This window comes from Streptomyces liliiviolaceus, from assembly GCF_018070025.1.
Lineage (GTDB): Bacteria > Actinomycetota > Actinomycetes > Streptomycetales > Streptomycetaceae > Streptomyces > Streptomyces liliiviolaceus.
In genome coordinates this window covers 6011179-6025502 of the sequence record NZ_JAGPYQ010000001.1, presented here as the reverse complement: position 1 = coordinate 6025502, position 14324 = coordinate 6011179, and the positions used below count along the sequence as shown (strand labels likewise).

The following is a 14324-nucleotide window of genomic DNA, read 5'->3' as shown; positions in this document are numbered from 1 at the left end:
CGTTCTGCTGGTACTCGTTCTGGGGGTACGGGGACGTCATCTCATCGCTCCCTGACCAGCTCGGCGTACGCGCCGCCGGCCGCCACCAGGGCGTCGTGACGCCCGCGTTCCACGACCGTGCCGTGCTGGAGCACCACGATCTCGTCGCTGTCGCGCACGGTGCTGAGCCGGTGCGCGATGACCACACAGGCACAGCCGCGCCTGCGCAGGTTGTCCATCACGAGCTGCTCGGTCTCCGCGTCCAGCGCGCTCGTCACCTCGTCGAGCACCAGGATGCTGGGCCTGCGCACCAGTGCCCGCGCGATCTCCAGGCGCTGGCGCTGCCCGCCGGAGAAGTTGCGCCCGTCCTGCTCGACCCGGCTCTGGATACCGCCCGGGCGGCGCATGACCACGTCGTACAGCGCCGCGTCCCGCAGTGCCTCGACCACCGCCTCGTCCGGGACCGACGGGTCCCACAGGGCGATGTTGTCGCGGACCGTGCCCTCGAAGAGGAACACGTCCTGGTCGACGAAGGACACGGAGGACGCGAGCGCGCCGCGCGGGATGTCCTCCAGCCACTGCCCGTCGATCCGGATCACGCCCTCCCACGGCGTGTACAGGCCCGAGATGAGCCTGGACACCGTCGACTTGCCGCTGCCCGAGCCGCCGACCAGGGCCACCTGCCGGCCCGGGCCGACCGTCAGCGAGAACCCGGACAGCAGCGGCTTGTCGAGCGGGCTGTAGCCGAAGGTGATGTTCTCCAGCTCCACATGGCCCTGCAGCCTGCGGGTGCTGTCGTTCGCGCCGCGCCGCGAGTAGAGCGGGTCGGCGGCGAAGTTCTCGACGTCCTTCAGCCGCGCCACGTCGGCCGCGAAGTCCTGGATACGGCCCGCGACACCGTTGAGCCGGGTGATCGGCGCGGTGAAGCGGGTCACCAGTGCCTGGAACGCGACGAGCAGACCCACGGAGATGTGCCCCTCGACGGCCCGCATCCCGCCGATCCACAGGATCAGGGCGCTGTTGAGCGTCGCCAGCGTCGGCGCGACGACACCCAGCCAGGCGCTCGGCACGCCGAGGCGCTGCTGCTCCTCCAGCGTGGTGGCGTGCTGCCCCGCCCACTTGCGGAAGTAGCCGTCCTCGCCGCCGGTCGCCTTCATCGTCTCGATCAACTGCAGGCCCGTGTAGGCCGTGTTGGTCAGCCGCGCGCTGTCGGCCCGCAGCTTCGCGGTGCGCGTCGCCCGCAGCCGGATCACGACCCGCATCGCCACCACGTTGAGCAGGGCCACCCCGACGCCCACCGCCGTGAGCTGCGGATCGTAGGTGTAGAGCAGTACGGCGTAGAGGACCACGACGACCGCGTCCACGCCCGCCGCCGCGAGGTCCCGGGCCAGCGTCTCGGCCACCGCGTCGTTGGACTGGAGGCGCTGCACGAGGTCGGCGGGGCTGCGCTGGGAGAAGAACGTGACCGGCAGCCGCAGCAGATGCCGCAGGAACTTGGCGCTGCTGAGCGTCGAGGAGATCAGCCGGCCGCGCAGCAGGTTCGCCTGCTGCAGCCAGGTCAGCACCACCGTCAGCAGGACACTCGCGCCCATGGAGGCGAACAGCACCCCGAGCAGCGAGGTCTGCCCGCCGATCAGGAACATGTCGATGTAGGTGCGGCTGAGCGCGGGCACGGCGGCGCCGACCGCCACCAGCAGCAGGCTGGCCAGCACGGCCGCGGGCATGGTGCCCGAGGTGCCGCGCAGCCGGGCCGGCATCGCGCCCATGACGCCGGGCCTGCGGCCGCCCTTCTCGAAGTCCGGCCCCGGCTCCAGGACGAGCACGACACCCGTGAAACTGGTGTCGAAGTCCTCCATGGAGATGAAACGCCGGCCCTTGGCGGGGTCGTTGATGTGCACCCCGCGCCGGCCGAGACGGCGCCCGATCCCGTCGAAGACGACGTAGTGGTTGAACTCCCAGAACAGGATCGCCGGTGCCTGCACCTCGGCGAGTGCCGCCGTGTCCATCTGCATGCCCTTGGCCGTCAGGCCGTAACTGCGGGCCGCCTTCAGCAGGTTGCTGGCCCGCGAGCCGTCGCGCGAGACCCCGCAGGCGATGCGCAGTTCCTCCAGCGGGATGTGCCGTCCGTGGTGGGCGAGGACCATCGCGAGGGAGGCGGCGCCGCACTCCACGGCCTCCATCTGCAGGACGGTGGGCGTACGGACGCGCCTGCCCCGGCCCTTGGGGACCTTGCGCTTGGGCGGCGCCGAGCGGCGGCGGCCCCGTACGGGCGGCGGCAGTTCCGCTCCGGTGGCATGCGTGGCGGACGAGGTGTCCTGGGGGGCGGTCACGGCAGCAGCCAATCGATCGGGCGCTGGTCGTCCAGGCGGATCGAGCCGGAGGCCATGGCCATGGAGTCGAGCCGGAACGGCGGGCCCTCGGCGGACGACCACTTGTAGCCGGACTTGGTGCCGGACGAGGTGTCGAGCCGGACGAGGACGGCCACCGGCCTGCCCTTCTCGGTGAACTGCTCGCCCAGTTGGCTGTCGCCGAGGAAGGCGGCGATCTGCTGCGGTGACTGGGCGGCCCGGTCCACCGACTTCACATGGCCGCGCAGCACCCCGTACTCCTGGGTCGGCACGGACTGGACGGTCAGGTCGACGGCGGCGTCCACGGGGATCGTGGCGGCGTTCTCGGCGGGCACGTACACCGTCGCGTACAGGGGGTCGTCGGCGCCCGCGACCTTCTCCACCGCGGCGACGTTCGTGCCGGTCTGGATGATCGCGCCGATCGTCGCGGCGAGTCCGGAGACCCGGCCGGCGGCGACACTGCGGACGACCGTCTCGCCCTTGGCCGTACGGACCTTGAGGACCGGGGCGTTCGCCTTGATGCGGCGGCCCTGCTCGGTGAGGACCGCGGTGACCTGCCCCGAGACGGGGCTTTGCAGAAGGTAACTGCCCTGCCCGTGCGTGAGGATGGCGGGCGCGCTCACCGTGGACGCCACGGAGCCCGTCACGGCCCAGACCGACGCGGCCGCCATGACGACGACCGTCACGCACAGCACGAGCCAGCCCTGGGGGCGGGCGAAACGCACCGGCAGGTCGAGCTCCTCCGGCGACTGCAGTTTGGCGAGGGCCTGTTGGCGGAACTGCACGGAATTCTCACCTGCGAGTGACTGATGGCACGTCCCGAGGGCGAACCGAACCAGATGACAGAAGAACAGAAGAAAGGGGCAGCACCCGTGAGTCCCGGAACCGGGGAATGGTTCCGGGACTCACGGCACGCTAAGCGATCACAGAAGTGATCAGAGACCGGCGACCAGGCCGGTGACCGGGGCGGTGTTCAGGCCGGTCGCGCCCTCGACCGTGCCGACGACGGTGTCGACCAGGCCGGAGACCGGGGCGATGCCGTCGACAGCGCCGGTGACGGTGCTGAGGGCGTTCAGCGCGAGGCCACCCGAGACGTTGTCGAGGTCGGCGTCGGAGATCTCGGCGGTCTGGACCTGGGGGGTGGAGTTCATGATGAACTTCCCTTCCTATTGATATTCACAAGGGGGGAGAGCGGCCCCCTCTGGGGACAGATGGTCGGCCGCGACCACGAGCGCCCGGATCCCGAAACCGAAATCCGAAGAACGGCCCCCGCGGTGCAATGGATCAAAGCACGGTGTCGCGCCGCGCATCCAATCAACGGGCCTTGCGATCTGGGCAATTTCGAGCCGGATCGGTTCAACCGTGCAGGCCTGTGCACCGCGTGGTGGCGACTTCTTCACATGGTTCCGGGGCTCGTCCACATCTCGGCAACACAAGGCGGAACCTGAATCGGGCACACCTCGCCAATGACGCGGCACGCGACGATCCACTGTGCGGATTCGTCGCGTGCCGTGACTCCACTGCGTATTCGATGTGCAGATTTGCTGAAGCCAGGATTCCGCTCCGGCCCATGGGCTTTCCGTCACTATTCGATCACTGAAGGTGACCAGTCGGCCGTCAGTCGAGCTTCCTGAGGAGCTCGGCCGCGAGCGGCGCGGAGGAGGCGGGGTTCTGGCCGGTGACGAGGTTGCGGTCGACGACCACGTACGGGGCCCACGGCTCGCCCTCCTGGAAGTCGGCGCCGATCCCCACCAGACGGTCCTGGAGCAGCCACTTGGCCTTGTCCGCGAACCCGGCCTGGGTCTCCTCGATGTTCGTGAACCCCGTCAGCCGGTAGCCGGCGAAGGCGTTGCCGCCGTCCTCCGTGGTGGCGGCCAGCAGTGCGGACGGGGCGTGGCAGACCACGCCCAGCGGCTTTCCCGACTCCAGGGCACGCGTGAGCAGGCGCCCCGACACGGCGTCGACCGCGAGGTCCTCCATCGGTCCGTGGCCGCCCGGGTAGTACACGGCCGCGTACGCGTCGAGGTCCACGTCCTCCAGCCGGATCGGGCGCCGCAGCTCGTCGAACGAGTCGAGGGTGGCGGCGACCCGGACCGCGCCCTCCTGCCCGCCGTTCAGCTCGGGGGCCAGGCTGCCCTTGTCCACGGTCGGGGTGACACCGCCCGGGGTGGCCACGACGATCTCGTGGCCGGCGGCCTTGAAGGCCTCGTACGGGGCGACGGCCTCCTCCGCCCAGAATCCGGTCGGGTGCTTCGTGCCGTCCGCGAGAGTCCAGAAATCGGCACCGGTCACTACGAAAAGAATCTTCGACATGTATCGAAGGTAGGCCTATGGGACACAGAGTTCCAATGGGGGATCAATGGGGGGATCGCCGGGGATGCGTCGGGGGTGTCGGATTTCCTGTGACGTCACGGGAATGGGCCCGAATACGCCCGAATGAACCGGCGCGGTCCGAGGGCCAGGTGGCCGTATTCCAGTCACTTCCGCGCTTTCGCCTTCGAGGCGCCGATCTGAAGGGCGACAGCGTCCGTGCGGGCCGCTCCGTATCGGTGGTGGTCAGCGTCATGGGGCCGTCGGCCCCCGCCGGCGCGGCCCGTGCCTCCGGCGCGGCCGATTCGCGCTTTCGCAAAGGAAGTTGAGCAAGAACGTTGAACGCCCCACGTGCCGCCTGCGTATCAACAGCCATCCAGGCGCCCGCAGTCAGCCGTCATTCGGCGGCTCGGACCCCCAGTCCCCAGGAGGTCATGAAGTTGAGTCACAAGCGGATACCGAAGCGCAAGGCCGTCATAGCCGCAGGAGGCGTGGTCGCGCTCGGCGCGGCGGCACTCATCCTGCCCAACGCGATGGCGTCCCAGACCGATGCGACGGAAGGTGCCGCCCCCAGAACGCTGAAGGCCGCGGACGCGTCCGACCTCGCCTCTCAACTGGCCGAACTGCTCGGTGAGAGCTATGCCGGCGGGTATTACGACTCCGGCAAGCAGCAGCTCATCATCAACGTCGTGGGCGACAACAACAACATCATCCTGGCGGAGAAGAAGGGCGCGGTGGTCCGTCAGGTCGAGAACAGCACCGCCGCGCTCAAGACGGCGTCGCAGACGCTGAAGGCCGACGCGACCATCCCCGGCACCTCCTGGGCCGTCGACCCGCGGACGAACAAGATCCAGGTCACCGCCGACAGCACCGTCACAGGTGCGAAGTGGGACCAGCTGGAGTCGACCGTCCAGACGCTCGGCGCGGGCGTGGCGACCATCAAGAAGTCCGCCGGTGAGTTCAAGACGTTCGTCGAGGGCGGCGACGCCATCTTCGGCGGCGGCGCGCGCTGCTCGCTCGGGTTCAACGTCGTCGCCGACGACGGCAGCCCGGCCTTCCTGACCGCGGGACACTGCGGTGTCGCCGCCGCGGAGTGGTCGGACGCGCAGGACGGCGCGCCGATCGGCACGGTCGAGACGGCCACGTTCCCCGGTGACGGCGACTTCGCCCTCGTCAAGTACGACGACCCGGCGACCGTGGCGCCCAGCACGGTGAACACCGGCGAGCAGACCGTCGAGATCCTGGCCGCGGCGGATGCCACGGTCGGCGAGACGGTCATCCGGATGGGCAGCACCACCGGTCTCAACGACGGTCAGGTCACGGGCCTCGACGCCACCGTGAACTACCCGGAGGGCACGGTCACCGGCCTCATCCAGACCAACGTCTGTGCCGAGCCCGGCGACAGCGGCGGCTCGCTGTTCACCGCGGAGGGCAGCGCGATCGGCCTGACCTCCGGCGGCAGCGGCGACTGCACCGTCGGTGGCGAGACGTTCTTCCAGCCGGTGACCACCGCGCTGACCGCCGTGGGCGCGACGCTCGGCGAGGGCGACGCGGGTGCGGGTGCGGGTGAAGAGGCCGGCGCCGGTGAGGAAGCCGGCGCCGGTGAAGAGGCGGGCGCCGGTGAGGAAGCTGGCGCTGGTGAAGAGGCGGATGCCGGTGAAGAAGCGGGCGCCGGTGAGGAGGCCGGGGCCGGTGAGGAAGCCGGTGCCGGTGGTGACGCCGTCGGTGGCGAGGAGCAGGCCGGCGATGCCGGTGACCAGGCCGGTGACGCTGCGGGGTACGGGGCGGGTCACGACCAGTGATCTGACCTCGGGTCAGTAGCGGTGCCGTATGGAGCGGACCGGTCCTCCGGCGGGAGGATCGGGCCGCTCCGTGTTGTTTTTCGGCTGCGGGCCGGTGGGGGCCGGTCGCGCAGTTCCCCGCGCCCCTGGGGGGTGGGGGTGTGCGGAGGGTTGTCGGGTGCGGGTCCGTCGTGGCCGGTCGCGCAGTTCCCCGCGCCCCTTACGGGGCTGGGGTTGCCCGGAGTAGTAGGAGGGCCACGTCGTCCAGACGTTGGGCCGTTGTGCCGCTGTGGTGGACGATGCTGTCGGCCACCTCGTCCAGGGGGCGGTCGCCGATCTCGGCGAGGAGTTCCGCGAGGCCCGCCAGCGCGTCCTCGATGTCGACGTCCCGGGACTCGATCAGCCCGTCGGTGTACAGGGCGAGCAGCGATCCGGGCGGCAGCGCCACGTCGGTCGTCGGATAGACGGCACCCGCGTCGATGCCCAGCAGCGGACCGCCCGCCAGGTCGAGCACCCGCACCTTGCCGTCCGGTCTCCGCAGAAGGGGCGGCGGATGCCCCGCGCGGGCCATCACCAGCCGCCCGTGCGCCGGGTCCAGCCGCAGATAGACACAGCTCGCGAACAGCTCCGTGCCCAGGTCGATCAGCAGCCGGTTGGTGCTGCTCATGACCTCCCCGGGCGACTGCCCCACGGTCGTGTAGGCGCGTACGGCGGTACGGATCTGTCCCATCAGGCCCGCCGCGGTGACGTTGTGCCCCTGCACGTCCCCGATCACCGCAGCGGCCTGCGCCGTGACCTCCGCGCCGGTCGGGACCAGGTCGTAGAAGTCCCCGCCGATCTCCATGCCCTGGGTGGCGGGCAGATAGCGGGCCGCCGCCTCGATACCGGGCAGCGACGGCAGCGAGTGGGGCAGCAGCGCGGCCTGAAGGCCGTGGGCCAGCTTGTTCTTGGCGTCGTAGAGGCGGGCCCGGTCGAGCGCCTGCGCGACGAGCCCGCTGAGGCTGGTCAGCACGGCACGCTCGTCGGCCGGGAAGGGATGGGGCGCCGCGTACGCGAGGACACAGGTGCCGACCGGCCGCCCGGACGCGATGAGCGGCAGATACGCCCAGGCCGCCATGTCACCGGCCGGCCGCTGGTCCGGATACACCCGCGCCAGCTCCTGAGCGGACGCGAAGAACGCCGGCACCCCGCTCACCAGGGCGTGCGTACCGGGAGAGGGATCGCTGAGCTGCATCCCGTCGAACCGTTCCAGGTCCCGCGGGTCGGGGTAGCCGCGCTGTCCCAGGACATGCAGCCGGCCCGCCTCCGAGCCGAGCATCACCAGCCCCTGGCTGCCGACGGCGGGGGCGATCTCGTCGGCGACCAGCTGGACCACGTCCTGCACACCCACCGCCTGCGTGAGCGCCCCGGCCAGGCTCAGCACCTGCGAGATGGAGACGAGACGCGTACCGGTCTCCCCGTGCCGGAACGCCGCCGGGCCCTCCCGCGCCACGGCCCGGGCCCGTGTGATGCGCACGCTCAGCCCGTTCGTACTGGGGTAGAGGCGGAACGACAGCCACTCCGAGGGCGGCCGCAGCGCCACGAACGACGTCACCTGCTGGCTGATCAGCGCGGCACGGTAGCGGTCCTCGTACACCGGGTCGTTCAGCCAGGGCACCGACGCCCACAGCTGCATGCCCAGCAGGGCGCTGACCGGCAGCCCCAGCAGCTCGGCCGACGCCGCGTTGGCGAAGGTGATCCGCCCCTGCATGTCCAGCGCGCACAGCCCGTACGGCAGCCGCGCCACCAACCGCGACGCCTCGACCGTGCCCAGCGTCCCCGCCACGCTCGCGAGGGGCGCGGGGGAGAGCAGATCGGGCTCGGGCCGGATCGGCCGGCCCGTCTCGTGGGCGCGCTCCAGCCGCGTCGCGAGCCGGTCGCAGGCGGCCGTCAGATGGTCCCGCTCCCAGTCCGACAGCTCCGGCGGGTGCGCGCCCGGCCAGGTCACGAAGACCGCCCCGTACGTGGCCCGGTCGGTCGCCACCGGCAGCGCGGCCAGCGCGAACGGATACGGCAGGACCACCGAGATCCGCGGATAGCGCCGGGCCATGTCCTGCTCGCCGCCCACCCACACGAGCCGCCGGTGACGCGCGGCCTCCGCCACCGGGATCGGCGCGCTCAGCCCCAGCCGCTCCCAGGGGGCCGCGAACGCCCTGGGCAGCCCGGCCATCACCGCCATCTCCAGCACCGGTTCACCCGGGGTCAGCAAATACACCGCGCCCGAGTGCGCGTGCACGTCGTCCATGAGCGCGGCCAGGGTCAGGGAGAGCAGCGGCCGGCCGACCGGAGCCGGGGCGGGCCGGGGCGGATGCCCGGACGCCTGCCAGTGGGACACACCGACCACCTCCCTGGGCCACACGGAGGTACCCAGGGATCAAGGCTCCCCCGTGGGAGCGGTTCCCGCACGGCGAGGCTGCGCGGGTGCGCCCTAGCGCCTCCGCCGGGCGCCCCCACTGTCCGTTCCGTGCGCCGTTCTACGCAGCGTGACCCCTGTCGGCGGTATCCCCGCCAGGCCCCGGAAACTCTCCGTGACGCCGCCGCAGGGCCCCCGGGAGGGGCCTCACGCGCGTCCGGCCGACCGGCCGCGCCACTTCGTGACGGTCACAGGGGCTGCGCCCGCGTCCCGGACGCGCTGTAATGACGGACGTGGTCAGTGAGGGCGATGCGGGACGCAGCACGAGAACGCTGCGTGCCGAACTTGCCCTCAAGGCGCTCCGCACGGACCTCGGCTCCCCCGAACGGCTGCGGAGCGTGCTCGAACAGGCACTCGTCTACGGTGGCGCGACCCTCGCCCTCGTGTACGCACCGGGGGACCGTGGTGACCAGCTGTGCCTGATCGAGTCCGCGGGCGTCCCACGGGCCCTGTACGGCGTCCGCGACAGCTATCCGCTCTCGGGCGGCTCACCCGCGGCCGACGCCTACCGCGCCGGACAGCCCCGGTGGCTCGGCCCCGCGGAACTCACCGTGCTCCCCGGCGCCCGGCCGGCACCGGCGGGGGACCACTGGCTCGCGGCCCTGCCCCTGCCCCCCGACCCGCGGGGCGGCGGCTGCCTGGTGGCCGTGAGCGAGAGCCCGGGCGGCTTCGACACCGAGGACCGCAAGTGCCTGGAGCTGTTCGCCGAGGCGGTCTCGTTCCCGCCCCCGTCCGACGCCGGGGAGTCCGAGCCGCTGCCCAGCAGCTCGTTCCGCCTGGCCATGGACTCCGGCCGGGTCGAGGTCGACGACGAGATGCTGGAGCTGTTCGGACTCGTGCCCGACGAGTTCGACGGCAAGGTCGAGACGCTGCTGAGCATGACCGTGCCGGAGGACCTGCCCACGCTGATGTCCGTGGTGGAGGCCGACCACATGTCCATCGGCGAGCGGGAGCTGGAGTTCCGCATCCTCCAGCCCTCCGGCGAGCAGCGGTGGCTGAGGCTGCGCGCCCGGCTGCTGCCCGCCGCCGACGGGCGCCCGTCCCGGCTGGTGGGCACCGTCGCGGACGCCTCGAAGCTGCGGTCCGGCGGCAACGAGGTGGCCCGTGTGCAGCGCCTCGCCGCCGCCCTCGCCACCGCGGGCACCGTCCACGACGTCGGCCAGGCGGTCGTCACCGCCCTGCGCCGGCCCCTGAACGCCGACCGCATCGCCCTGGCCGAGCTGGAGGGCGACCGCCTCGTCGTCACCGTCCTCGACCCGCCGGAACCGGAGGCCTGGCCCGAGGTGTGGCGCACCGAGTGGCGCTCGGAGTGGCCCGACGCCCCCGTGCGCACCATGCCGACCCTGGAGGCCGCCCTGCGCGAGGGCCGCGCGGCGATCTGGCCCGCCGGAACGCCGCTGGAGCCCGCGCTCGCCGACGTCGGCCCCGGCGGACTCGCCGTCCTGCCCCTGCCCGCCGGCGGCCGGATGGCCGGTGCCTGCCTCATCGGCTGGGACACCCCGCACGACTTCGGCCCCGACGAGCGCGCCCTGCTCACCGCCTCCGCCGGACTGGCCGGCCAGGCCCTGATGCGCGCCCACGCCTTCGACGCCGAACACGAACTCGTCGGCATGCTCCAGCGCACCCTCCTCCCGCGCCGACTGCCGCCCCTGCCCGGCGCCGAGGCCGTCGCCCGCTATCTGCCCACCACGGCGGGCCTGGAGGTCGGCGGCGACTGGTACGACGTCATCCCGCTGCCCGACAACCACGTCGCCCTCGTCATCGGCGACGTCCAGGGACACAACGCCCAGGCCGCCACCCTGATGGGCCAGATGCGCACCGCCCTGCGCGCGTACGCCGTCGAGGGCCACCCCCCGGACGTGGTCGTCTCGCACGCCAACCGGCTCCTCATGGGCATGGAGACCGACCTCTTCGCCACCTGCTGCTACGTCGACGTGGACATGGCCGAGGGCACGGCCTGGTGCGTACGGGCCGGGCATCTGCCGCCGGTCCTGCGCCACCCGGACGGCACCACCGGCGTCGTCGTCACGGAGGGCGGGCCGCCACTCGGGGTCATCACCCAGGCAGACTTCCCGATGAGTCCGCTGCCGCTCCAGCCCGGCACCGTGGTGGCCCTCACCACGGACGGTCTGGTCGAGTCCTCCGAACTGGAGATGGACGACGGCCTGAACCGGCTCGCCGGCCAACTGGCCGCCGCCGACCCCGCCCACCTCGGACTCGTCGCGGACGCCCTCCTCGCGGACGCCAACCGCGGCGACGACGTGGCCCTGCTCCTCATGCGCTACGACGGCCTGGACCTGCGGCCCCTGCGGGAGAGCTGGACGGTGTGGCGTGTCCCCGAGGCGGTCCGCCACGCCCGCCGCTTCACCCGGCGCACCCTGCGTGCCTGGGGCGTCAGGGACGAGCCCGACGCCGTCCTCCTGATCGTCTCCGAACTCGTCACCAACGCCCTCGTGCACACCGACGGCCAGGTCCGCCTCGACCTCACCCTCATCAACGACCGCATGCGCGTCGCCGTCGCCGACGCGTCACCTCGTTCGCCCATCAAGCCCACGAGCATCGGCTGGGAGGCCACCGGAGGCCGCGGCATACTGCTGGTCGAGGCACTCTCCGGCACCTGGGGAACCGTCCCGGTCAGCGGGGGCAAACAGGTCTGGGCCGAACTCCCCCTGATCGAACCCGTCGGCGACTGACCGGAGAGACTTGCTGCCATGCGCCTCCTGCTCATGTCCGACACCCACCTCCCCAAGCGCGCCAAGGAACTCCCCGCGCCACTCCTCGCCGAACTCCCGCGCGCCGACGTCGTGATCCACGCCGGCGACTGGGTGGACACCGCGACCCTCGACCTCCTCGAAAGCCGCTCGCAGCGGTTCATCGGCGTGTACGGCAACAACGACGGCCCCGAGCTCAGGGCCCGCCTCCCCGAGATCGCCCGCGCCGAACTCGACGGCCTGCGCCTCGGCGTCGTCCATGAGACCGGCGTCGCCCAGGGCCGCGAACGCCGGTGCGCGGAACGCTTCCCCGACCTCGACGTCCTGGTCTTCGGCCACAGCCACATCCCCTGGGACACCACGGCCGCCACCGGACTGCGTCTGCTCAACCCGGGCTCGCCCACCGACCGCAGACGCCAGCCGCACTGCACGTACATGACGGCGACCGTGCGGGACGACGGCCTCGACGACGTCGAACTGCACCGCCTGCCGCCGCGCACCTAGCGGTCAGGGGTGCCGCGGGTGGATCTCCCCGTTCGTCGCCGCCAGCGGGGCGCCGCTGCCGCCCCAGCGCAGGGCGACGATCTCGGCGGCGACGGACACGGCCACCTCCTCGGGCGTACGCGCCCCCAGGTCGAGGCCGACCGGCGAGCGCAGCCGGGCCAGTTCGCCCTCGTCGAGTCCGCCGTCCCGCAGCCGTTTCATCCGGTCGTCGTGCGTACGCCGGCTGCCCATCGCCCCGATGTACGCGGCCGGGCGGCGCAGCGCCTCCTCCAGGAGCGGCACGTCGAACTTGGGGTCGTGGGTGAGGACGCAGATCACCGTGCGTTCGTCGGTGTCCGTCCTCTGCAGGAAGCGGTGCGGCCACTCGACGACGACCTCGACGCCCTGCGGGAAGCGCTTCGGGGTGGCGAACACGGGCCGCGCGTCGCACACCGTGACCCGGTAGCCGAGGAACGCGCCGATGCGGGCCACCGCGGCCGCGTAGTCGATCGCCCCGAAGACCAGCATGCGCGGCGGGGGAGCGAAGGAGTGCAGGAAGACCGTCACCGCGTCCTCGCGCCGCTCGCCGTGCGGCCCGTAGTGCCGCCGGCCGGTGGCGCCCAGGGCCAGTTCACCGCGGGCGTCGGCGGTCACGGCCACGTCCAGGCCGGTCGTGCCGAGGGTTCCGGACACCTCGTCCGCCCACACGGCGAGCGTCGCGCCGCGCTCGGCGGGGCCGTCGAGCACCGTCGCCACGGTCACCGGGCGGCCCGCGGCCACCGACTCCGCGACCGCCCCGAAGGACGGATCGAGGTCGGCCGTCACGGGCCGTACGAGGAGGGTGATCTCCCCGCCGCAGGTCAGCCCGACGGCGAACGCGTCCTCGTCGCTGTACCCGAAGGTCTCCAGGCGGGCCTCGCCCGACCCGACGACCTCCTGCGCCAACTCGTACACCGCGCCCTCGACACAGCCGCCCGACACACTGCCCACGACCTCGTCACCCGGTCCGACGGCCATGGAGGCGCCGGGGTCCCGGGGCGCGCTGCGGCTGACGGCGACGACGGTGGCGAGCCCGAAGGGGGAGCCCTCCGCGTACCACCGGCCGAGCGCCGGGAGGATCTCACGCATCGTCCGCTCCTCTCACCACCGCCGCCAGACGTTCCAGCGCGGCCAGACTGTGGCCCTCGACGAACGCGTCCACGCTCGGCAGCGCCGCCGCCATACCGGCGGCCACCGGCGCGTAACCGGGACGGGCCTTGCGCGGATTGGCCCAGATCACCCGGTGCGCGAGCCGGTGCAAGCGTCGCATCTGGGCGGCGAGCGGCTCCGGATCGCCACGCTCCCAGCCGTCCGACAGCACGACGACCACCGCGCCGCGTGCCATGCCGCGCTGCCCCCACCGGTCGAGGAAGTCCCGCAGCAGCTCGCCGAGCCGGGTGCCGCCGCGCCAGTCGGGTACGGCGGCGGAGACCGCGGCCAGCGCGGTGTCGGGGTCGCGGTGCGCCAGCTCACGGGTCACCCGCGTCAGCCGCGTACTGATGGTGAACACCTCCGTGCGCACCCGGCCGCCGTGCGCGGCGGCGTGCGCGAACCGCAGCAGCGCGTCCGCGTACGCCGCCATCGAACCGCTCACGTCCACCAGCAGCACCACCCGCCGCGGCCGCTCGGCCCGCGCCCGGTGCAGCGGCGGCGCGGGCTCACCGCCCCACCGCAGCATCTCCCGCACGGTCCGCCGGGGGTCGACGGTCCCGCGCCGGGCCGGCCGCAGCCGCGCGGTACGCCGGGGTTCCCCGCGCAGCGCGAACGCGGCCAGCAGGCGCCGTAGTTGACCCCGTTCCGCCTCGGTGAGCCCCGCGAAGTCCCGGTGCCGCAACACCTCGGCCGAGCCGGCGAGCACCGCCGCGGGTACGCCGTCCCGCTCGCCCTCACCGCCGGTACGGGGAGCGGGCCCGGCATCCCGTAGGGCCACCCTGAGCCGCGTGGCGGGAGCGGCCCGCACCGCCCTGCTCCCGGCCCCCGCACCCCCGAAATAGGCGGCGAACACCCGGTCGTACCGCTCCAGATCGTCCCGGCTCCCGCACAGGGTGAGCCGCCCCGACCAGTACACGTCGGACCGCACCCCGGGCCGCAGCACATCGAGCGCGCCTATGAGTGCCTGGACGCGGTCGGGTCCCGCGTCCACCCCGGCGGCCCGCAGGGCACGGGCGAAGCCGACCAGCACGGCGGGCGCGTCGACAGCCTCTGGCGCGCTCATGTCCCG

General features: G+C 72.6%; 10 protein-coding genes. 3 read left to right on the top strand and 7 right to left on the bottom strand.

From position 1 onward, the window contains the following. Window positions 1-41 precede the first annotated feature (41 nt). The 4 genes from J8N05_RS26265 to J8N05_RS26250 all read right to left on the bottom strand — a co-directional run bounded on the left by J8N05_RS26265 (window position 42) and on the right by J8N05_RS26250 (window position 4640). Window positions 42-2309: an NHLP family bacteriocin export ABC transporter peptidase/permease/ATPase subunit gene (locus J8N05_RS26265; protein ID WP_247706492.1), complete on the bottom strand. Its 2268-nt coding sequence runs from the start codon at window positions 2307-2309 to the stop codon at window positions 42-44. Then, the gene (locus J8N05_RS26260) at window positions 2306-3112 is read right to left on the bottom strand and encodes an HlyD family efflux transporter periplasmic adaptor subunit (protein WP_210886666.1); all 807 of its coding nucleotides are present in this window, start codon (window positions 3110-3112) and stop codon (window positions 2306-2308) included. The genes J8N05_RS26265 and J8N05_RS26260 overlap by 4 nt, the downstream gene beginning before the upstream one ends. 150 nt (window positions 3113-3262) lie before the next feature. Then, the gene (locus J8N05_RS26255) at window positions 3263-3478 is read right to left on the bottom strand and encodes a type A2 lantipeptide (protein ID WP_210886663.1); all 216 of its coding nucleotides are present in this window, start codon (window positions 3476-3478) and stop codon (window positions 3263-3265) included. Between the two features lie 466 nt (window positions 3479-3944). Then, window positions 3945-4640, bottom strand: coding sequence for a type 1 glutamine amidotransferase domain-containing protein (locus J8N05_RS26250; protein ID WP_210886660.1), 696 nt, complete (start codon window positions 4638-4640; stop codon window positions 3945-3947). 437 nt (window positions 4641-5077) lie between these two features. Between J8N05_RS26250 and J8N05_RS26245 the strand changes: the two genes are divergently transcribed. After that, on the top strand, window positions 5078-6439 hold the full coding sequence (locus J8N05_RS26245) for a S1 family peptidase (RefSeq protein ID WP_210890396.1): 1362 nt from the start codon (window positions 5078-5080) through the stop codon (window positions 6437-6439). Window positions 6440-6638: 199 nt separating this feature from the next. Here J8N05_RS26245 and J8N05_RS26240 read toward each other — a convergent pair whose 3' ends face one another. Continuing rightward, window positions 6639-8801, bottom strand: a complete 2163-nt coding sequence (locus J8N05_RS26240) for a SpoIIE family protein phosphatase (protein ID WP_407699932.1) — start codon at window positions 8799-8801, stop codon at window positions 6639-6641. Between the two features lie 293 nt (window positions 8802-9094). Here J8N05_RS26240 and J8N05_RS26235 point away from each other — a divergent pair, with 293 nt between their 5' ends. After that, window positions 9095-11563: a SpoIIE family protein phosphatase gene (locus J8N05_RS26235; RefSeq protein ID WP_210886658.1), complete on the top strand. Its 2469-nt coding sequence runs from the start codon at window positions 9095-9097 to the stop codon at window positions 11561-11563. Between the two features lie 18 nt (window positions 11564-11581). Continuing rightward, complete coding sequence (locus J8N05_RS26230; RefSeq protein ID WP_210886655.1) at window positions 11582-12085, top strand: metallophosphoesterase family protein; 504 nt, start codon at window positions 11582-11584, stop codon at window positions 12083-12085. A 3-nt stretch (window positions 12086-12088) separates the two neighbouring features. Here the strand turns inward: J8N05_RS26230 and J8N05_RS26225 are convergent, their stop codons facing one another. Together J8N05_RS26225 and J8N05_RS26220 are read right to left on the bottom strand one after the other, a co-directional pair. Next, window positions 12089-13192: an XdhC family protein gene (locus J8N05_RS26225; RefSeq protein WP_210886652.1), complete on the bottom strand. Its 1104-nt coding sequence runs from the start codon at window positions 13190-13192 to the stop codon at window positions 12089-12091. Further along, a complete protein-coding gene (locus J8N05_RS26220; protein WP_210886649.1) occupies window positions 13185-14318 on the bottom strand; it encodes a vWA domain-containing protein in 1134 nt (377 codons plus the stop codon). The genes J8N05_RS26225 and J8N05_RS26220 overlap by 8 nt, the downstream gene beginning before the upstream one ends. Window positions 14319-14324: the final 6 nt, after the last annotated feature.

What these genes read in the sequence shown, in the direction of transcription:
- J8N05_RS26255 (WP_210886663.1), bottom strand. Translation starts at nt 3,478, where the DNA reads ATGAACTCCACCCCCCAGGTCCAGACCGCCGAGATCTCCGACGCCGAC.
- J8N05_RS26250 (WP_210886660.1), bottom strand. Translation starts at nt 4,640, where the DNA reads ATGTCGAAGATTCTTTTCGTAGTGACCGGTGCCGATTTCTGGACTCTC.
- J8N05_RS26235 (WP_210886658.1), top strand. Translation starts at nt 9,095, where the DNA reads ATGACGGACGTGGTCAGTGAGGGCGATGCGGGACGCAGCACGAGAACG.
- J8N05_RS26230 (WP_210886655.1), top strand. Translation starts at nt 11,582, where the DNA reads ATGCGCCTCCTGCTCATGTCCGACACCCACCTCCCCAAGCGCGCCAAG.
- J8N05_RS26225 (WP_210886652.1), bottom strand. Translation starts at nt 13,192, where the DNA reads ATGCGTGAGATCCTCCCGGCGCTCGGCCGGTGGTACGCGGAGGGCTCC.
- J8N05_RS26220 (WP_210886649.1), bottom strand. Translation starts at nt 14,318, where the DNA reads ATGAGCGCGCCAGAGGCTGTCGACGCGCCCGCCGTGCTGGTCGGCTTC.